Here is a 20294-nt window from a genome sequence, read left to right as displayed (position 1 = left end):
ACCAGCCTGCCGCTATAAACGAAACGGCCTAGGCAAGCCGCCGCGACTCCGCATACGGCGGAGTGTCCGGATAATCGTCTTCGCGCAGCCGGGCTTGCAGGTTGCGCCACCACTGCGCGTCGAACAGTTCCGGGTGGATATGTTTGACCGCCTCCAGTTGCGAGGCCGGCAAGCCCATGAACAAGGCGAAGCGCTCGGGAAATACATCGCGTGGGCCGACGTGGAACCAGGGTTCGGCGGCGAGTTGTTCTTCGTAGGTGGTGGGCGTGGGCCAGTCGCGAAAGGTGCAGTCGGTGATCAGACACAGCTCGTCGTAGTCGTAGAACACCGCGCGCTGATGGCGGGTGATGCCGAAGTTCTTTAGCAGCATGTCGCCGGGAAAGATGTTGTTGCGCGCCATGTCCTTGATCGCCTGGCCATAGTCCAGCGCGGCGGCATGCGCGGCTTCGGGTAGTTGTTCGCGCAGGTACAAATTGAGCGGGCGCAGCCGCCGTTGCACGTAGCACAGCGCAATCAGGACATCGTCGCCGTCCTCGCTCAGGCTCATCGCGCAGCTGGTCTGCAGTTCTTCCAGCAGCGCTGGCGAGAAGCGCGCCTTGGGAAAGCGCAGAAATCGATACGGCTGTGCGTCGAGCAGGCGGCCGATGCGATCGAGCTGGAAGACCAATTCGTATTTCCCTTCGACCTGCGCGCGGCTCATGGTCTTGGGATAGGCGAAACGGTCGCGAATGAGCTTGAACACCAGCGGATAACTGGGCAGCGTAAACACCACCATGACCATGCCGGGCGTGCCATCGGCATGCACCAGCTGCTCGGACGGCTGCGCCTGAAAATGGCTGAAAAACGTGCGATAGCGCTCGGTCTTGCCTTGCTTGGCGCGGCCCAGCATGGTGTAAAGCTCGTCGACCGGCTTATGGGTCAGCAGGCTGCGCAGAAACACCACCGCATCGCCGACCGTGGACAGATCGGCCTGAAAATAACTGCGCGAGTTACTGAACAGTTGCGCGACATCGCTGCGCTTGGTCAGCACCGCTTCGGCGCGCAAGCCGGCACCGTCGTTGATCAGCGCGATGACGCACGGCGAAAACCGATGCTCGCCGAACACACGCCCGACCAGATACGCGCGACGTTCGCGATAGAACACCGTTTCCAGCAGTTCGACGCTGCGCACCGGGTGCTCACCCCAATGCGCCAGATCGTCGAGCAGACGCACCGCAATGGCCGCCGCGCAGCGGGTGCGGTGCGCATACGGCACGGCGAATGCGTAATCGCCCAGCACGCGCACCAGCATGTCGGTCAGCCGGCCCGGCGACACGGCGTAGGTATGCCGTGCGACCGGCACGGTGATGGCATCGGTGGGCTCAATATCCAGCGCGATGAATTCGATATCGGCATCCACGCCATGAGTGCCGAAGTAACGCCGCGTCAGCGTGTTGTAGAAGGTCTTGTACAACTCCTGATCGATCAACCCGGCCAGCAGCGCGGCGTAATGACCGCGTGCGCGCATCCACAACGCGCGGTCGTGCGCCTGCCCCAGCAGCACGGCGCGCAGGCGCAGCATGCATTCGGTGATGTACTGATCGTAGAGCGCGATACGTGCGACGGCGTCATCGCGCGCAGCGCTCCAGTCGCGCGTTTCGAAGCGCTGCTTGGCACGTGCGGTGATCTCTGAAAACCGTGCGTGGTAATCCTCGAACGCTTCGTACACGGCGTGGGCGATCGCCAGCGCGCGGCGTTCGGATTGCGGCGGTAACGGGAGCTGGCTCATGGCGGCAGTGTACTCAGCGCTTGCGGCGACGCGGGGTGGGCAGCGCAGCATGCGGGGCGACCGCTGCCTGCTGCGCGTGCGCAGCATGTTCGCGCGCCTGTGTTTGCAGCCATGCGCGAAACGCGAGAAAGCCGGTGTGTGCGGCCGACCGTGGCGGGTACACCAGGTAATGCGACCAGCTGGTCTTGAGCCGTTGCGCGGACAGCGCCACCAGTTGGCCGGATGCCAGCAACAGGCGTGCGCGCGTCACCCGCCCCATCGCCACACCGACGCCATCCAGCGCCGCGCGGTGATGGGACTCGGAGTCGTCGAGCACGGCGGCATAGCGACGCGGCGGCTCGCCACCGAAGGTTGTAAACCAGCGCGGCCAGTCGCCATCCGGGTCGCCCAGCAGCGGCCATTGCTGCAGCGGCTGCGCATCGATGCCGCCCATGCGCGCGATCAGCGCCGGGCTGGCCATCGGCACCAGCCATTCGTCGAACAACGGTTCGGCGATTACGCCCGGCCATTGCCCGGCGCCGATGCGCATGGCCGCATCCACGTCCGGCTGGCGCTCGAAATCCACCAGTCGCTCGCTGGAAAGCAGATTGATCTCGATGGTGGGATGGGCTGCCAGAAAATCGCTCAGGCGCGGCACCAGCCATGCCGAGGCCATCGACGGGGTGATGCTCAGGGTGAGTGTGTCTTCGCGGCGCGCGGCGAACGGCTGGAACGCCTCGGCAATCGCATCCAGATGCGGTGCGATGCGGTCGAGCAACTGTTGCCCCTGCGGCGTGGCGCTGACGCCGCGCGCGTGCCGCTGCAGCAGCCGATAGCCCAGGCGCTGTTCGAGTGCACGCACCTGGTGACTGAGCGCGCTGACGGTGAGATGCATCGACGCGGCAGCGCGCGACAGATTGCCCAGACGCACCGCACTGACGAAGCCCTGCAATGCGTGAAGCGGCGGACGCGACATGGCTCACCCTTGAATGGAATTCAATACAGACTTGCAAAAGCCTCGCTTTTGCAGGGCCAAGCCTGCGCCTACTGTGGCTTCCACTCAAGTGGGGGCAGGATCATGCGCATCTTTACCGAGTTGCTGTTCCAGCACGGGCACATTGCCGACGTGGCGCTTGCACGGCAATTGGCAGAAGCCGGCACGGCAGTGGAAGCCAAGGCCAAGGCCAAAGCCGAGGCCGAGGCCGAGGTCGAGGTCGAGGCCGGAACCGGAACCGGAACCGGAACCGGAACCGAAATCGAAGCCGAAATCGAAGCCCAAGCCGAAGCGGCAGGGCAGACCGCGCGGCGCGCGGCGGTGGCGAGCGCGGCGACACCTCAGCAGCACGCCGAGCACCGCATGGCGCGGCGCGCACGCCGCTTGGTCCGGGCAATGACAGCGCTGTCGCCCTTTCGATGAAACGACAAGGCCCGCCTGTCAACGAGGCGGGCCCTGCATATCGCACTGACTACACGCACCGCCATGCGGTGCGCGGGGATCAGGCCTTCAACGTCGCCAGTACGTCATTGAAGGTCTTGCTCGGGCGCATCGCCTCGCTGACCTTGGCCAGGTCCGGGTGGTAGTAGCCGCCGATGTCCACCGGCTTGCCCTGTGCGCCGTTGAGCTCGGCCACGATGGTGGCTTCGTTCTCGGTCAGCGCCTTGGCCAGCGGTGCGAACTTGGCCTGCAATGCGGTGTCTTCGGTTTGCGCGGCCAGGGCCTGCGCCCAATACATCGCCAGATAGAAATGGCTGCCGCGGTTGTCGAGCTCGCCCACCTTGCGCGCCGGCGACTTGTTGTTGTCCAGGAACTGGCCGTTGGCCACGTCCAACGCCTTGGCCAGCACGGTGGCCGACGGGTTGTTGTAACGGTTGCCCAAATGTTCCAGCGACGCGGCCAGCGCCAGGAATTCGCCCAGCGAATCCCAGCGCAGGCAGTTCTCTTCGACGAACTGCTGCACGTGCTTGGGCGCCGAGCCGCCGGCGCCAGTCTCAAACAGGCCGCCACCTGCCATCAGCGGCACGATGGAGAGCATCTTGGCGCTGGTGCCCAGCTCCATGATCGGGAACAGGTCGGTGAGGTAATCGCGCAGCACGTTGCCGGTGACCGAGATGGTGTCCTGGCCCTTGCGGATGCGCTCCAGCGAGAAGGTGGTGGCTTCCACCGGCGGCAGGATGCGGATGTCCAGGCCGTTGGTGTCGTGATCCTTGAGGTATGTCTCGACCTTGGCGATGACCTGCGCGTCATGCGCGCGCGCCTTGTCCAGCCAGAACACGGCCGGGGTATCGCTCAGGCGTGCGCGTTCGACCGCCAGCTTCACCCAGTCCTGGATCGGTGCGTCCTTGACCTGGCACATGCGCCACAAATCGCCGGCTTCCACCGCATGCTCGAACACCGTCTTGCCATTAGCATCGGTGACCTTGACGGTACCGGCAGCCGACAGCTGGAAGGTCTTGTCGTGCGAGCCGTATTCTTCGGCCTTCTGCGCCATCAGGCCGACGTTCGGCACCGAGCCCATGGTGGACGGGTCGAAAGCGCCATGCGTGCGGCAGTCGTCGATCACCGCTTGATACACGCCGGCATAGCAACGGTCCGGAATCACTGCCTTGGTGTCTTGCAGCTTGCCTTGCGCATTCCACATCTGGCCGGAGTCACGAATCATCGCCGGCATCGAGGCGTCGACGATGACGTCGCTGGGCACATGCAGACTGGTGATGCCCTTGTCCGAATTGACCATCGCCAGGCCCGGACGCTGCGCATATTCGGCCTGGATATCGGCCTTGATCTGCGCCTGCTGCGCGTCCGGCAACGCGCCGATGCGGGCGTACAGATCGCCGATGCCGTTGTTGGGATCGAAGCCGACCGACTTGAGCGCGTCGGCGTGCTTGCTCAGCGTGTCCTTGTAGAACTCGCCGACCACTACGCCGAACAGCACCGGGTCGGAGACCTTCATCATGGTGGCTTTCAGATGCACCGAGAACAGCACGTCGCGGGCCTTGGCATCGGCGATCTGCGCATCGATGAAGCTGGCCAGCGCGCGCTTGCTCAGCACGGCGGCATCGACGATCTCGCCGGCCTTCACTGCAACCTTATCCTTGAGCACGCTGCTGCTGCCATCGGCAGCGACGAATTCGATCTTCAGCGTGCCGGCCTCGGCCAGCGTGGTGGACTGTTCGCTGCCGAAGAAATCGCCGTCGTCCATGTGCGCCACGTGCGACTTGGAGTCGCTACTCCACTTGCCCATGCGGTGCGGATGCTTGCGTGCGTAGTTCTTGACCGACAGCGGTGCGCGGCGATCGGAATTGCCTTCGCGCAGCACCGGATTCACTGCACTGCCCTTGACCTTGTCATAGCGCGCCTTGATGTCTTTTTCCGCGGCGTCCTTGGGCTCGTCCGGATACGCCGGCAACGCATAGCCCTGGGCCTGCAGTTCCTTGATCGCGGCCTTGAGCTGCGGCACTGAAGCGCTGATGTTGGGCAGCTTGATGATGTTGGCTTCCGGCGTGGTGGCCAGTTCGCCCAGTTCTGCGAGGTCGTCGGCGATCTTCTGCGCGTCGGTCAGGCTCTCGGGGAACAACGACAGAATGCGACCGGCGAGCGAGATATCGCGCGTTTCGACCACGATCCCGGCGGTATCGGTGTAGGCATCGATGATCGGCAGCAGCGACTGCGTGGCCAGGAAGGGAGCTTCGTCGGTGAGCGTGTAGAGGATCTTCGGTGTCTTCGACATGAGGTGCGATGGCTCTTGTGGTCGGGAGGAGCGCCGATGCCCGGCGACGTTGACGTTGGCGTGCACGACGGGGGTCGCTAGCGGCACGCCGATCGGCCAGCGCGGCGGACGCGGCATTGGATCAGCACGGCATTGTCGCGTCTGAGCCGCGCCCGGGTAAAGCGACCACAGGCGGACGCTTCATCCCGCCACACGGCCAATCGACATGGATGCAGCTGTAACGAATCCATTGCCGAATGAATGCATAGCAAAAAGGCGCAATCTTGCGATCGCGCCTTGTGCTGCGGTTTGATGCAGGCGGACGTTGCCGGCTGCGGACATGACGGCGCTCACGTAGAGAGCCGTCGCCACAGGTGGCTGCCAATTACGACACTTATTTGACCGTAATGGTCTGCGCGCTACCTGCCGGTTTACTGTCGACCATGACCTGCGCGGTGTACGTGCCGGCGGGCCAGCCATCGGGCTTGCTGAAGCTGAGATTGGTGGTTTCTGCACCCGTGGTGGTCAGCGTGGCGTTCTGCTCGCCGGCCACCTGGCCGTCCTGATAGGTGAGCTTGGCCGAGACCGCTACGTTGTTCGCGCTGCCATCGGTCTTGACCGACACGATGATGGTGTCCTTGGCGCCGACGGTGGCAGACGGTGTCACTGTTTTGTCAGCGGCGGCCTTGGTCCCGACTACGACGCTGGAGACGCTCACCGCAGAACCCATCGCGGCTGCGGTGTCGGTGCTGGCGGCGCCGGTCGCGGTGCTCTGCCCGGCTTGGTCGCTGGCCGGCGGCGTGGCAGCCGGACCTGGCATCGCCTCAGTGGCAGCGCCGGAGGTGGGATCCTTCGAAACGCTGGCGTCTTCGTCCTTCTTGCAACCGGATAATGCGAGCACGCCGGCAAGCGCAATCACGAGCGTGCTTGAAACAGATTTGGTACGCATGGATCAATCTCCGATGATCGAAAAGATCGTTGTTTCTGGAATGTTTTTGCAAGACGCACACGCGTCGTGCGACGCGCCTTGCAATGCAGTGGCGATCGCGCGGGCAGCTACGCTTTGTGCGGCAAACGCAGGACCTGACCCGGGAAAATCTTGTCCGGATCCTTAAGCGTTTCGCGGTTGGCTTCGAAAATGCGCGGCCACAATGCGCCATCACCCAAGTGACGTTTGGCGATGCTGGACAGACTGTCGCCTGCCTGCACAGTGACCGATTCCTCGACCAGCTCTGCGGTGCTTTGCACGCTGGTGCGCACGTTGGAAAAATCCGGCGCAGGCGTCACGTCGGCGGTGCTATCGACCGACGACGTCACATTGGAGAAATCTGCTTTTTTATCGGCACTCATTGCTGCGTTCCTTCGTGCATCACGAGGATTGCAGGGTGCGCGGAGCGCTGTTAAGCGTGGATCGCGCCGCCGTGAAGCTGGCGCGATCCTCGAACGCGAACGATTACTGGCGCAAATCGCGAAAGATCGACAGCGGCGTGGGCACGCTGGGCGAGCTACGCAGCGGGTTGATATCCAGCCCGCCACGCCGGGTGTAACGCGCCTCGACCACCAGCCACTCAGGGGCGCAACGGGTCAGCACGTCATTGAAAATGCGCTCCACGCATTGCTCATGAAACTCGGCGTGGTCGCGGAAACTCACCAGATAGCGCAGCAGGCCTTCGCGGTCGATCGGCGCGCCCCGATAGCGCAGCGTGACGCTGGCCCAATCCGGTTGGCCGGTCACCGGGCAATTGGATTTGAGCAATGCCGAGGTCAGCATTTCTTCCACGGCCGCCGCTGTCTGCGCACGCAGATACGCCGCATTGGGCGGGCCGTAATCGTCGATGCTGACATCCAGGGTATCGATCGACTCGCCTTCGCCCACCGCATCGATCGGCGGCAAACCGAATTCCACCGATACATCGGCGCCGGCACGCGTGGACAGGTCGGTGACGATGCGCGTGCGCACCGCTTCGGCACTGTTGAAGCGCGTGGCATTGAGCGAGTTGAGATACAGCTTGAGCGATTTGGATTCGATCAACGACGGCGAATCGAAGGGCACATGCAAGGTGGCCGTGGCCACGCACGGCTTGCCCTGTGCATCCAGCCAGCTCAGCTCGTAGGCGTGCCAGCGATCGCGGCCTATGAACGGCAACGCGCCGGTCAGGCCGATCGCCTCGCGACCGGCCGCGCGCGGAATGGGAAACAGCAGCGACGGATCGTAGCCGCTGGGGTAAGCGACCTCACGACCGAGGGTGGAATCTTCTGGGGTATTCATCGCGCCATTTTAGGCCGAGCCGACTGGCCCTGAGCTATATGGCGAACGCTGGAGCACCGAACTGGCGACGGCAGCAGCGGATCTTCAAGCAGCCCGCCGACCCACTTGATTGGCAACGGTCAGCGGGAATCGTGCAACGGCACACGATTCCCGACTCCCGATTCAGCCTGTCTCAGCTTGATGCAGATAATCCAGCGACACCTGCAACAGCGCGCGCAGGCCCACGTCCAGCGAGGATTCGTCCAGCAGGAACTGCGGCGAATGGTTGCTGGGCGCGGTGGCCGGGTCGATGCCCTTGGCGGTGGAGCCGACGAAGAAGAACATCGACGGCACCTGCTGGGCGTAGAACGAGAAGTCTTCGGCGCCCATCTGCAGCGGCGGCTCGTACACGTTGTCGACGCCCACCACGGCCTGCAGGCTGGGCAGCATCTTGGCGGTCAGGGCCGGGTCGTTGACCGTGGCCGGGTTGCCGTCCTGGTCGGGCACCTTGGCATCCACCTTGGCGCCGTGTGCGGCGGCGGTGTGCTCGGCCACGTTTTTGAGGTCGGCAAAGATCTGCTGGCGCATGCCTTCGTCGAAGGTGCGGATGGTGCCGACCATTTCCACATCGTCGGGGATGATGTTGTAGCGGATGCCGCCCTTGATCGCGCCAAAGCTCAACACCGCCGGCTGCTTGGACAGGTTGGCGCGGCGGCTGATCACCGTCTGCGCGGTGGAAATCATGTCGGCGCTGGCCACGATCGGGTCGATGCCGTTCCACGGCGCCGAACCGTGGGTCTGGCGGCCGATCATCTTGATCGCAAAGCGGTCAGAGGCAGCCATCAGCGGACCGCTGCGCACGGCGATCTTGCCGGCCTGCACGCTGGAGAACACATGCAGGCCGAACACCGCCTGCGGCTTGAAGTCGGCAAACAGGCCTTCCTTGAGCATCAGCGAGGCGCCGCCTTCTTCGTTGCCGGGCGCGCCTTCTTCGGAGGGCTGGAAGATCAGCATCACTTCGCCAGGCAGCTGGTCGCGCATGCCCACTAACGCTTCGGCCACGCCGAGCAGGATGGCGGTGTGGGCGTCGTGGCCGCAGGCATGCATCACCCCGACCTGCTCGCCACGGTACTCGGCGGTGGCCTTGGAGGCGAAGGCCAGCCCGGTCTGCTCTTTGACCGGCAGCGCGTCCATGTCCGCGCGCAGCGCGATCCTGGGGCCGGGCTTGCCGCCCTTGATGATCGCCACCACGCCGTGATGGGCAATGCCGGTGCGCGGCTTGAGGCCGAGCTTGCGCAGCTGCGCGGCCACGGTGGCGGCGGTGCGCTCTTCGCGGTTGGACAGCTCCGGGTGCTGGTGGAAGTCGCGGCGCCACTGCACCACCTTGGGCTGCAACGTGCTGGCGACGGTCTGGACCTCGGGCCGTGGCGCGGCCTGTGCGGCGGCAAGCGTAGGCAGGGCCAGCAGCAGCGCGCTGGTCAGCAGGCGGGAATGGCGCATCGAGAATCCTCCAATGAGTGGCCTTCACTGTAGTGCACCGCACCGCCAGAGCGCAGCGTGGCCGGTGGCGAAGGCCTGGTTGGCTGGTGGCACCGGCTCCCGGGCCATGGTGGGGACCGATTCAGCCCGGCGGTCAACCGCAGCGCCTCTGACGCGTTGCCGCTGCACGCATCCGTGAACCAAGCGGGCGTTTCGTTCGATGAGCCGTTACTTCAGTAACGCTCAATTGCCCGGACGCAACGATATGCTTCGCAATGCCGCCCCACGGTCGCCCCAAGCGCCCGGCCCGCCCTCAGGAGTTGTCGCATGTCGCGTTTTTGGAAGATCACACTGCTGGTCGTAGCGGTGCTCGTCGTGGTGTTTGTCGCAATGCGGATGATGGGCGGGGGCAATCGCGGCAAGCAGGCGGACGCGCCGGATGGCAATGGCACCGAAAACAGCGGCCCGGTGCCGGTGACGGTGGTGCCCGCCACGACCCAGGACGTGCCGGTGTACGCCAGCGCGCTGGGCACGGTGACCGCGCTCAACACGGTCACGATCAGCCCGCAGGTCGGTGGCCAGCTGATGAGCCTGAATTTCAAGGAAGGCCAGGAAGTGAAGAAGGGCGAGCTGCTGGCCCAGATCGATCCGCGCACCTTGCAAGCCAGCTACGACCAGGCGCTGGCGGCCAAGCGGCAGAATCAGTCGCTGCTGGCGACGGCGCGGGTGAACTACCAGCGCTCCAACGACCCGGCCTACAAGCAGTACGTCTCGCGCACCGACCTGGATACCCAGCGTAACCAGGTGGCGCAGTACGAGGCGGCGGTGTCGGCAAACGATGCGCAGATGCGCTCGGCGCAGGTGCAATTGCAGTTCACCCGCGTGACCTCGCCGATCGACGGCATTGCCGGCATCCGTGGCGTGGACGTGGGCAATATCGTCAGCGCCAGCTCCACCATCGTCACGCTGACCCAGATCCGCCCGATATACGTGTCCTTCAACCTGCCCGAGCGCGAGCTGCAGGCGGTGCGCAGCGGCCAGGCGGCCACCCCGCTGGATGTGGCGGCGCTGGACCGCGGCGATGCCCATGTCATCAGCGGCGACGGCAAGCTGGATGTCATCGATAACCGCATCGCCGCCGATAGCGGCACCTTTGGCGCGCGCGCGATCTTCGACAACACCGACAACGCGTTGTGGCCGGGGCAGTTCGTCAACGTGCGGCTGCAGCTGCGCACCATCTCCGGCGGCACCGTGGTGCCGACCCAGGCCGTGCAGCGTGGCCCTGAAGGCGATTACGTCTACGTGGTGGGCAACGACAACACCGCGCAGATGCGCACCGTGGTGCAGGGCGTGGAAGTGGACGACAGCCATGTGCAGATTACCAAGGGCCTCAAGCCCGGCGAGCGCGTGGTCACCGAAGGCCAGTTCCGGCTCAAGCCGGGCAGCAAGGTCAGCGCGCTCAAGCCGGGCGAAACTCCGCCCGAGCCCACCGAAGCCGAACTCAAGGCGGCGCAGGACAAGCAGAAGGGCGGCGGCAGCGGCGGCCGACGTGGCGGCGGCCCGCGCTAATGCCTGACCACTGGCGACGGGACACCCCGTCGCCAGTGCGCGTCGGCGCCCTGCGCGCCGGCACCGATTGACGTCTTCAGCAAGGACTCCCCCGTGGGCTTTTCGACCATCTTCATCCGCCGCCCCATCGCCACCTCGTTGTTGATGGCGGGCGTCCTGCTGCTGGGCATCCTGGGCTACCGGCAATTGCCGGTGTCGGCATTGCCGGAAATCGACGCGCCCAGCCTGGTCGTGACCACCCAGTACCCCGGTGCCAACGCGACCACCATGGCCTCGCTGGTGACCACGCCGCTGGAACGCCAGTTCGGGCAGATCTCCGGCTTGCAGATGATGACCTCCGACTCGTCGGCGGGCCTGTCCACGATCATTCTGCAGTTCTCGATGGACCGCGACATCGACATCGCCTCGCAGGACGTGCAGGCGGCGATCCGCCAGGCCACCCTGCCCTCGTCGTTGCCGTATCAACCGGTCTACAACCGGGTCAATCCGGCCGATGCGGCCATCCTCACCCTCAAGCTCACCTCCGATTCGCTGCCGCTGCGCGAGGTCAACCGCTACGCCGATGCGATCCTGGCCCAGCGCCTGTCGCAGGTGCCAGGCGTGGGCCTGGTGTCGATCGCCGGCAACGTGCGCCCGGCCGTGCGCATCCAGGTCAACCCGGCGCAGCTGTCGAACATGGGCCTGACCATGGAGTCGCTGCGCAGCGCACTGACCCAGACCAATGTCAGTGCGCCCAAGGGTTCGCTCAACGGCAAGACCCAGTCCTACAGCATCGGCACCAACGACCAGCTCACCGATGCGGCGCAGTACCGCGAGACCATCATCAGCTTCGCCAACGGCGGCCCGGTGCGGCTGGCCGATGTGGCCAACGTGGTGGATGGGGTAGAAAACGACCAGCTCGCCGCGTGGGCCGATGGCAAGCCGGCGGTACTGCTGGAAATCCGCCGCCAGCCCGGCGCCAACATCGTGCAGACGGTAGAGCAGATCCGCAGCATCCTGCCGCAGCTGCAATCGGTGTTGCCGGCCGACGTGCATCTGGAGGTGTTCTCCGACCGCACCGAAACCATCCGCGCCTCGGTGCACGAGGTGAAGTTCACCCTGGTGCTGACCATCGCGCTGGTGGTGGCAGTGATCTTCGTGTTCCTGCGCCGGCTGTGGGCCACCATCATTCCCTCGGTGGCAGTGCCGCTGTCGCTGGCCGGCACCTTCGGGGTGATGGCGTTCGCCGGCATGTCGCTGGACAACCTGTCGCTGATGGCGCTGGTGGTGGCGACCGGGTTCGTGGTCGACGATGCGATCGTGATGATCGAAAACATCGTGCGCTACATCGAACAGGGCAAGACGGGCCCGGAAGCGGCCGAGATCGGCGCCAAGCAGATCGGGTTCACCGTGTTGTCGCTGACCGTGTCGCTGGTGGCAGTGTTCCTGCCGCTGCTGCTGATGCCGGGCGTCACCGGTCGGTTGTTCCATGAATTTGCGTGGGTGCTGTCGATTGCGGTGGTGATCTCGATGCTGGTGTCGCTGACGCTGACGCCGATGATGTGCGCCTACCTGCTCAAGCCCGACGCCCTGCCCGAAAGCGAAGACGCGCACGAACGCGCAGCAGCGGCGGGCAAGACCAATCTGTGGACACGCACGGTGGGCGCGTACGAGCGCAGCCTGGATTGGGTGCTGGCGCATCAGCCGCTGACCCTGGCGGTGGCGATCGGCGCGGTGGCATTGACGGTGGTGCTGTATGTGGCGATCCCCAAGGGCCTGCTGCCCGAGCAGGACACCGGCCTGATCACCGGCGTGGTGCAGGCCGATCAGAACGTGGCCTTCCCGCAAATGGAGCAGCGCACCCAGGCGGTGGCCGCCGCGCTGCAGAAAGACCCGGCGGTGACCGGCGTGGCCGCCTTCATCGGCGCCGGCACCATGAACCCGACCCTCAACCAGGGCCAGTTGTCGATCGTGCTGAAGACGCGCGGCGACCGCGACGGCCTGGACGAGGTGCTGCCGCGCCTGCAAAAGGCCGTGTCCGGCATTCCGGGCGTAGCGCTGTTCCTCAAGCCGGTGCAGGACGTCACCCTGGACACCCGCGTGGCCGCCACCGAATACCAGTATTCGATCTCGGACGTGGACAGCACCGAGCTGGCCACCTGGGCCGGGCGCATGACCGAGGCGATGCGCAAGCTGCCCGAGCTGGCCGATGTGGACAACAACCTGGCCAATCAGGGCCGTGCGCTGGAGCTGACCATCGACCGCGACAAGGCCAGCATGCTCGGCGTGCCGATGCAGACCATCGACGACACGCTGTACGACGCCTTCGGCCAGCGCCAGATCTCCACCATCTTCACCGAACTCAATCAGTACCGCGTGGTGCTGGAAGTGGCGCCGGAATTCCGCAGCAGCACCGCGTTGATGAATCAGCTGGCGGTGGCCAGCAACGGCAGCGGCGCATTGACCGGCACCAATGCCACCAGCTTCGGCCAGGTGACCTCGTCCAACTCGTCCACCGCCACCGGCGTGGGCAACCAGAACACCGGCATCGTGGTCGGCGCCGGCAGCATCATTCCGCTGGCCTCGTTGGCGCAAGCCAAGGTCACCAACACGCCGTTGGTGGTGAGCCACCAGCAACAGCTGCCGGCGGTGACCATCTCGTTCAATCTGGCGCCGGGGCACTCGTTGTCGCAGGCGGTGGCAGCGATCGAACAGGCACGCGAAGACCTCAAGATCCCGACCCAGGTGCATGCGCAGTTCGTCGGCAAGGCGGCCGAATTCACCGGCAGCCAGACCGATATCGTGTGGTTGCTGCTGGCCTCGATCGTGGTGATCTACATCGTGCTGGGCGTGCTGTACGAAAGTTACATCCACCCGCTGACGATCATCTCCACCCTGCCGCCGGCCGGTGTCGGCGCGTTGCTGGCGTTGATGATGTGCGGGCTGAGCCTGTCGGTGGACGGCATCGTCGGCATCGTGCTGCTGATCGGCATCGTCAAGAAGAACGCGATCATGATGATCGACTTCGCCATCGACGCCCGCCGCGAAGGCGCCAACGCGCACGAGGCGATCCGCCGCGCCTGCCTGCTGCGTTTCCGCCCGATCATGATGACCACCGCCGCCGCCATGCTGGGCGCGTTGCCGCTGGCATTGGGCACCGGCATCGGCTCGGAACTGCGTCGCCCGCTCGGCATCGCGATTGTAGGTGGCCTGCTGCTGTCGCAGCTGGTGACGCTGTACACCACACCGGTGATCTATCTGTACATGGAACGCGCCGGTGAGCGGCTGCGCGCCTGGCGTGCGCGCCGCGCTGCACGCCGCGACGGTTTGCAGCCCGCACCCACCTCGGAGCGCCCTGCATGAGGACTGATGCAGCGATTGCTGATCGGATTGCCGGCCTGCGGCCTCGCCTGCCCACACGCGCACCCGGGCGTTGCGTTGGCCTTGCTTGCCGATTCCCGATTCCCGACTCCCGATTCCCGGCGCCACAGGCATGAACATCTCCGCGCCCTTCATCAAGCGCCCGATCGGCACCTCGTTGCTGGCGATCGGTTTGTTCGTGATCGGATTGATGTGCTATCTGCGGCTGGGTGTCGCGGCATTGCCGAACATCCAGATCCCGGTGATCTTCGTGCACGCTACGCAGTCCGGCGCCGATGCCAGCACCATGGCTTCCACCGTCACCGCGCCGCTGGAACGCCACCTGGGCCAGCTGCCCGGCATCGACCGCATGCGCTCGTCCAGTTCGGAGAGCAGCAGCCTGGTGGTGCTGGTATTCCAGAGCAATCGCAACATCGATTCGGCCGCACAGGACATCCAGACCGCGATCAATGCATCGCAATCGGACCTGCCTTCCGGGCTCGGCACGCCGATTTACTCCAAGGCCAATCCGAACGACGACCCGGTCATCGCCATTGCCTTGACCTCGGACACCCAGTCGGCCGATGAGCTCTACAACGTGGCCGATTCGCTGCTGGCGCAGCGCTTGCGCCAGATCACCGGCATCAGCTCGGTGGATATCGCCGGTGCGTCCACGCCGGCAGTGCGCGTGGACGTGGACCTGCGTGCGCTCAACGCACTCGGGCTGACCCCGGACGACCTACGCAACGCAGTGCGCGCCGCCAACGTCACCTCGCCGACCGGATTCCTGTCCGACGGCAACACCACCATGGCCATCATCGCCAACGATTCGGTGGCAAAGGCCGCCGATTTCGCGCAGTTGGCGATCTCCACCCAATCCAACGGGCGCATCGTGCGGCTGGGCGATGTGGCCACCGTCTACGACGGCCAGCAGGATGCGTATCAAGCCGCCTGGTTCAACGGCAAACCGGCGGTGGTGATGTATGCCTTCACCCGCGCCGGCGCCAACATCGTCGAGACCGTGGACCAGGTCAAAACCCAGATTCCCGAGTTGCGCGCCTACCTGCAGCCCGGCACCACGCTCACGCCCTACTTCGACCGCACGCCCACCATCCGCGCCTCGCTGCACGAGGTGCAGGCCACGCTGATGATCAGCCTGGCGATGGTGGTGCTGACCATGGCGCTGTTCCTGCGCCGGCTCGCGCCCACGCTCATTGCCGCGGTCACCGTGCCGTTGTCGCTGGCCGGCTCGGCGCTGGTGATGTACGTGCTGGGCTTTACCTTGAACAACTTGAGCCTGCTGGCGCTGGTGATCGCCATTGGCTTTGTGGTCGACGACGCGATTGTGGTGATCGAAAACGTCATGCGGCATCTGGACGAAGGCATGCCACGCCTGGAGGCCGCCCTGACCGGTGCGCGCGAGATCGGCTTCACCATCGTGTCGATCACTGCCTCGCTGGTGGCGGTGTTCATTCCGATGCTGTTTGCCAGCGGCATGGTCGGCGCGTTTTTCCGCGAGTTCACCGTGACCCTGGTGGCGGCGATCGTGGTGTCGATGCTGGTATCGCTGACCTTGACCCCGGCGCTGTGCAGCCGCTTCTTGTCGGCGCATACCGAGCCGGAAAAACCCGGCCGTTTCGGCGCCTGGCTGGACCGCATGCACGAGCGCATGCTCGCCATTTACACCGTGGCGCTGGACTTTTCGTTGCGCCACGCACTGCTGCTGTCGCTGACGCCGTTGCTGTTGATCGCCGCCACCATTTTTCTGGGTAGTGCGGTCAAGAAAGGCTCGTTTCCCGCGCAGGACACGGGCCTGATCTGGGGCCGCGCCAATTCCAGCGCCACGGTGTCGTTCGCCGACATGGTCAGCCGCCAGCGCCGCATCACCGACATGCTGATGGCCGACCCGGCGGTAAAAACCGTGGGCGCGCGGCTGGGTTCCGGCCGCCAGGGGTCGAGCGCGTCGTTCAATATCGAGCTGAAAAAACGCAATGAGGGCCGCCGCGACACCACCGCACAGGTGGTCGCACGCCTGAGCGCCAAAGCCGACCGCTACCCGGATCTGGACCTGCGCCTGCGCGCCATCCAGGACCTGCCCAGCGACGGCGGTGGCGGCACCAGCCAGGGCGCGCAATACCGCGTGTCGCTGCAGGGCAACGACCTTGCACAGCTGCAGCAATGGCTGCCCAAGCTGCAGGCGGCGTTGAAGAAAAACACACGCCTGCGCGATGTCGGCACCGACGTGGATACCGCCGGGCTGCGCCAGAACATCGTGATCGACCGTGCCAAGGCCGCGCGCTTGGGGATCACGGTCGGTGCGATCGACGGCGCGTTGTATGGCGCCTTCGGCCAGCGCTCGATTTCCACCATCTACTCCGATCTCAACCAGTACAGCGTGGTGGTCAACGCACTGCCCTCGCAGACCGCCACGCCCAAGGCGCTGGATCAGATCTTCGTGCCCAACCGTGCCGGGCAGATGGTGCCGATCACCGCGGTGGCCACCCAGACCCCCGGCCTGGCGCCGCCGCAGATCATCCACGAAAACCAGTACACCACGATGGATCTGAGCTACAACCTCGCCCCGGGCGTGAGCACCGGCGAGGCGGATCTGATCATCAAGTCCACGGTGGACGGATTGCGCATGCCAGACGGCATCCGCCTCAGCGGCGACAACAGCTTCAATGTGCAGCTCAGCCCCAATTCGATGGGGGTGTTGTTGCTGGCTGCCGTGCTCACCGTTTACATCGTGCTGGGCATGCTCTACGAGAGCCTGATCCACCCGGTGACCATCCTGTCCACACTGCCGGCCGCCGGCGTGGGCGCGCTGCTGGCGTTGTTTCTCACCAACACCGAGCTGTCGGTGATCTCGATGATTGCGTTGGTGCTGCTGATCGGCATCGTCAAGAAGAACGCGATCATGATGATCGACTTCGCCTTGGTGGCGCAGCGCGTGCACGGCATGGATGCACGTGCAGCCGCCCGCGAGGCGTCGATCGTGCGCTTCCGCCCGATCATGATGACCACGATGGTGGCGATTCTGGCGGCGGTGCCGCTGGCGGTGGGCCTGGGCGAAGGCTCGGAACTGCGCCGCCCGCTCGGCATCGCGATGATCGGCGGCCTGGTGTTTTCGCAGAGCCTGACCTTGCTCAGCACCCCAGCGCTGTATGTGATCTTCTCGTGCCTGAGCGAACGTTGGAAAGCGCGCCGCGCGCGTGCGCGCGCACGCCGTGCCGAACGCGCGGCGGCACGGCGCCCGGCAGCGTCGGCGCACTGAGCCGCAACTGGCAAAAGACTGTACCCGCCAGACGTGTGCGGTCTTTTTCTGGGTCACAGATCGCGCTGTTTTTTTTCCAAGCTCATCGCCAGGCAGATGTCACAGGCTTTTTGGTTCCCATCAGCACACGACCACGTTGGCAGGTGCGATGCCCTCGCCGATTGCGGGACCGTGGCGGCATGGATGCCGCCACCGAGCCTCCAGGGACGGATTCACGGCGTGTCCCGCCAGCGGTGAGGGCATCGTGCCCTCGACGCACTCGGCTTCGGAACATCCAAGCGACGCTGAAGCTCAAGATCCCGGTCGCTTTGAGAGGTAATCGAACGGCGTGGAGATGCCGTCGGGCGCAGAGCAGATGGTCTTCGGCTGCGTTGCAGGGCCCTTGCCCGCCCACCATCGCGGGACACGCTGCAAGTACGTCCTTGTCAGCTCTTACGCGGTATCCATGCCGCGCAAGGTCCCGCGATGGTGGGCGGGCAAGGACCAGTAGAGATGGTCGGTGTGCGTGGTTACAAGCAGGGGATGGAGCGCGGTAGTTCGATTAGGTGCGGTCTGATCAGCTTAGGTCTATCCGATCGATGTCACTTCCCTCCAACACCAACTCATTCGTCAAAGCAGGGGCGTGTGGCCAACACGCTGCCGCTATCGAGACAGCGTTGATAACTTTATCAGTCGCCCTTCGTCGTGCGTGCAGTTGGGCGATATCGCATGCAGCAACTGAAACTGCGGGATACCGCTACCTCACACACCCACCCGATACCGTCGATTGGTGCTGCCTTACACCACCAACGCCAGCAACGATGCGCGTTCCAGCTGCGCATACAGCGCGAACTCGTCATGCACCTGCGCGCCCAACGCCTGCTCGAAACTGCGCTTGCTCGAATGCGCGGCGTACGCGCGTTGCTCGGCACCGCCCAGATTGGACTGGAAGATGCCGGCTGCGCTGACCGGCAAAAAATCTTCGTAGATGATCGGATCGGCACTGACCAGGCCGAGCGCGATGGCGGTTTCCGCAGGCATTGCAGCTACCTGGGCCGGATCGGCGCGGCCGGCATCGGTCAGCGCGTAGCGGAAATAGCCCAGCCCTTCCTGACGCAGCAGCGCCTCGTCATCGGGAAAAGCCACGAACGCGGTTTGCAGGCGTGTGGCGTAATCGACACCGGTGCTGCCGGCACCCTCGGCATCGCGTGCCTGCGCCAATAGCGCGTCGTACAGCGCGCGGCCCTTGGGCGTCAGCGCAAGCCCGCGCTGTTCGATCTCGCCAAAGCGCGCGGTATGCGTGCCGTGCTCGGGCTGCCCGCCGTCGCCGACAAAGCCCACCGGCTCTTCCAACGCCTTGAAACTGGTCTGGCGCAGCAGGATCGGCACGCGCCGACGCGGCGGCCCTTCGATCACCGCCTTCGCATCGATACCGGCGCGCTGCATCTGCGCCTGCGCCGCATCGATATCCAACGTCCGCGGCGTCAGATGATTGATATGTGGGCCGTGGAAACTCACCACATCGGCAATCAACTTGTGCGCATCGCTCAACGCGCGGTAGGTGGGCAACGACACTGTGGCATCGCCATGCCAGCGGAAGGTTTCCAGCGCTTCGGCCACGAAGCGCCGCGCCTGCTCGGCATCCAGCCCGCCGACACGCTCGCGCTGTTCGATCAACTCCACGACACCGCTGGTGAAGATCTGCCGCTGCTCCAGGATCTGCGCGGCCTGCGCGCGCAACGCGGCGTCCTCGATCAGTTCCAGCCGCAGCAGCGAGGTGAACACGCGGAACGGATTGGCCGACAGCGCGGCCTCGTCGATCGGGCGGAACGCGGTGGAATGCACCGGCACGCCTGCCACGGAGAGGTCGTAATAGCCCACCGGGTGCATGCCCATCACCGCGAACAGGCGACCCAAGGTGGCCAGTTCGGCCGCCGTGCCGACCCGGATGGCGCCGTGCCGCTCCAGATCCAACCGTGTGCGCTCATCGTTGCGCTGCAGCCGCGCCGCCAATGCCGGATCGGCATCCAGTACCTGCGCGTTGACCTGCGCCACCAGCGTCATCAGGTCGCCGTACAACGGCACCTCGGTGCGATACATGTCCGACATCGCCTGCGCGAACAGGCTGCGAATGTGATCGGGAGAGACAAACACGGTATCGCGCATGGCGTGGTCTTGGCAGAGGCCGGCCGATGCCAGCGTTAGCGCATTCTCGCCGACCACGCCCTGCGGCGACCAGCTGCACGGCAGCATCGCATCCGCGCGTTGGCGCGTAGACAGCCCGGGGTGCGCCTGGGCCGGCGACACGTCTTGCGCGTTACAACCCCGCCTGCGCTGCGGCGTCGGCCGCTTCGCTGGACTCGCGCGCAGCCTCCAGCCGCTGCGCATGATCGCCGAGCTGGCGACGCAACAGCGCGTCCAGGGTGATCGGCCGTTCCCAGCGGTCGTAACTGGCGACAATGGCATGCCGCAGCGCGCGGACATGCGCGCTATCCGGCTCCACCGACAGCCGTGTGATCACGCCTGCCCACCCGTCATGATGATCGCGCGTGTAGGCGCGCACGCTGTCGCGGCACGACAGCTGCACCGTGTGCGCCCACGCACAGGCGAAATAGATGTCGCCGGCATGCCAGCCGTGCACCTGCAGCAGTGCCTGCACGTAGCCGCGCGGGGTCTGGGTGTAGCGCGCCACCTCATCGATAAAACTGTCGGGGTAGCGCTGCGCGTAGCTCCCCATGTCGGCCAGATGCTGGTCCACCCAGGCATCGCCGGTACCGGGCATCACCGCCGGCGCGGCCTCCTGCGCCTGGCTACCGGCAGTAGGCGCAGGCACGCCCTGCGCGAGCGCCAGCACCGGAACCAGCAGGGCCGCCAGCAATGGCAGCGATCGCAACCGAGGTGAACGTAAGACAGGCATGCCCCGATGATGCCGCATGCTCGCGCCGGTGTCAG

General features: G+C 65.2%; 13 protein-coding genes. 4 read left to right on the top strand and 9 right to left on the bottom strand.

Annotation, left to right across the window (positions count from 1 at the left end; all coding sequences use genetic code 11):
* Positions 1-28 precede the first annotated feature (28 nt).
* A complete protein-coding gene (aceK, locus tag ASF90_RS06730; protein WP_055850212.1) occupies positions 29-1768 on the bottom strand; it encodes a bifunctional isocitrate dehydrogenase kinase/phosphatase in 1740 nt (579 codons plus the stop codon).
* 13 nt (positions 1769-1781) lie between these two features.
* Entirely contained in the window at positions 1782-2723 is a 942-nt protein-coding gene (locus ASF90_RS06725) for a LysR substrate-binding domain-containing protein (protein WP_055847558.1), read from the bottom strand.
* A 102-nt stretch (positions 2724-2825) separates the two neighbouring features.
* On the opposite strand from ASF90_RS06725, the gene ASF90_RS06720 reads away from it, so the two are divergent.
* Positions 2826-3164 (top strand): hypothetical protein, encoded by a 339-nt coding sequence (locus tag ASF90_RS06720; protein ID WP_055847555.1) that lies wholly within the window; start codon positions 2826-2828, stop codon positions 3162-3164.
* A 79-nt stretch (positions 3165-3243) separates the two neighbouring features.
* Here the strand turns inward: ASF90_RS06720 and ASF90_RS06715 are convergent, their stop codons facing one another.
* From ASF90_RS06715 to ASF90_RS06695, 5 genes are all read right to left on the bottom strand, one after another.
* Entirely contained in the window at positions 3244-5475 is a 2232-nt protein-coding gene (locus ASF90_RS06715) for an NADP-dependent isocitrate dehydrogenase (RefSeq protein WP_055847551.1), read from the bottom strand.
* Positions 5476-5848: 373 nt separating this feature from the next.
* Positions 5849-6403: a hypothetical protein gene (locus ASF90_RS06710; protein ID WP_055847548.1), complete on the bottom strand. Its 555-nt coding sequence runs from the start codon at positions 6401-6403 to the stop codon at positions 5849-5851.
* Between the two features lie 107 nt (positions 6404-6510).
* Positions 6511-6804: a LysM peptidoglycan-binding domain-containing protein gene (locus ASF90_RS06705; RefSeq protein ID WP_055847545.1), complete on the bottom strand. Its 294-nt coding sequence runs from the start codon at positions 6802-6804 to the stop codon at positions 6511-6513.
* A 103-nt stretch (positions 6805-6907) separates the two neighbouring features.
* Positions 6908-7723: an NADPH-dependent 7-cyano-7-deazaguanine reductase QueF gene (gene queF / locus ASF90_RS06700; protein ID WP_055847543.1), complete on the bottom strand. Its 816-nt coding sequence runs from the start codon at positions 7721-7723 to the stop codon at positions 6908-6910.
* 162 nt (positions 7724-7885) lie between these two features.
* Complete coding sequence (locus tag ASF90_RS06695) at positions 7886-9202, bottom strand: M20 family metallopeptidase (RefSeq protein WP_055847540.1); 1317 nt, start codon at positions 9200-9202, stop codon at positions 7886-7888.
* Between the two features lie 306 nt (positions 9203-9508).
* On the opposite strand from ASF90_RS06695, the gene ASF90_RS06690 reads away from it, so the two are divergent.
* The 3 genes from ASF90_RS06690 to ASF90_RS06680 all read left to right on the top strand — a co-directional run bounded on the left by ASF90_RS06690 (position 9509) and on the right by ASF90_RS06680 (position 17363).
* Positions 9509-10750, top strand: coding sequence for an efflux RND transporter periplasmic adaptor subunit (locus ASF90_RS06690; RefSeq protein WP_055847537.1), 1242 nt, complete (start codon positions 9509-9511; stop codon positions 10748-10750).
* A 93-nt stretch (positions 10751-10843) separates the two neighbouring features.
* Positions 10844-14092, top strand: coding sequence for an efflux RND transporter permease subunit (locus ASF90_RS06685; RefSeq protein ID WP_055847533.1), 3249 nt, complete (start codon positions 10844-10846; stop codon positions 14090-14092).
* 130 nt (positions 14093-14222) lie between these two features.
* A complete protein-coding gene (locus ASF90_RS06680) occupies positions 14223-17363 on the top strand; it encodes an efflux RND transporter permease subunit (RefSeq protein ID WP_055847529.1) in 3141 nt (1046 codons plus the stop codon).
* A gap of 777 nt (positions 17364-18140) precedes the next feature.
* On the opposite strand, the gene ASF90_RS06675 is transcribed toward ASF90_RS06680, so the two are convergent.
* Both ASF90_RS06675 and ASF90_RS06670 read right to left on the bottom strand, forming a co-directional pair.
* Positions 18141-19508, bottom strand: a complete 1368-nt coding sequence (locus ASF90_RS06675) for a VOC family protein (RefSeq protein ID WP_055850211.1) — start codon at positions 19506-19508, stop codon at positions 18141-18143.
* 151 nt (positions 19509-19659) lie between these two features.
* A complete protein-coding gene (locus tag ASF90_RS06670; protein ID WP_055847526.1) occupies positions 19660-20277 on the bottom strand; it encodes a hypothetical protein in 618 nt (205 codons plus the stop codon).
* Positions 20278-20294: the final 17 nt, after the last annotated feature.

Origin of the sequence: Xanthomonas sp. Leaf148, from assembly GCF_001423585.1 — a bacterium.
In the GTDB taxonomy this organism is placed as follows: domain Bacteria; phylum Pseudomonadota; class Gammaproteobacteria; order Xanthomonadales; family Xanthomonadaceae; genus Xanthomonas.
This window is presented reverse-complemented; position numbering and strand designations above follow the sequence as displayed.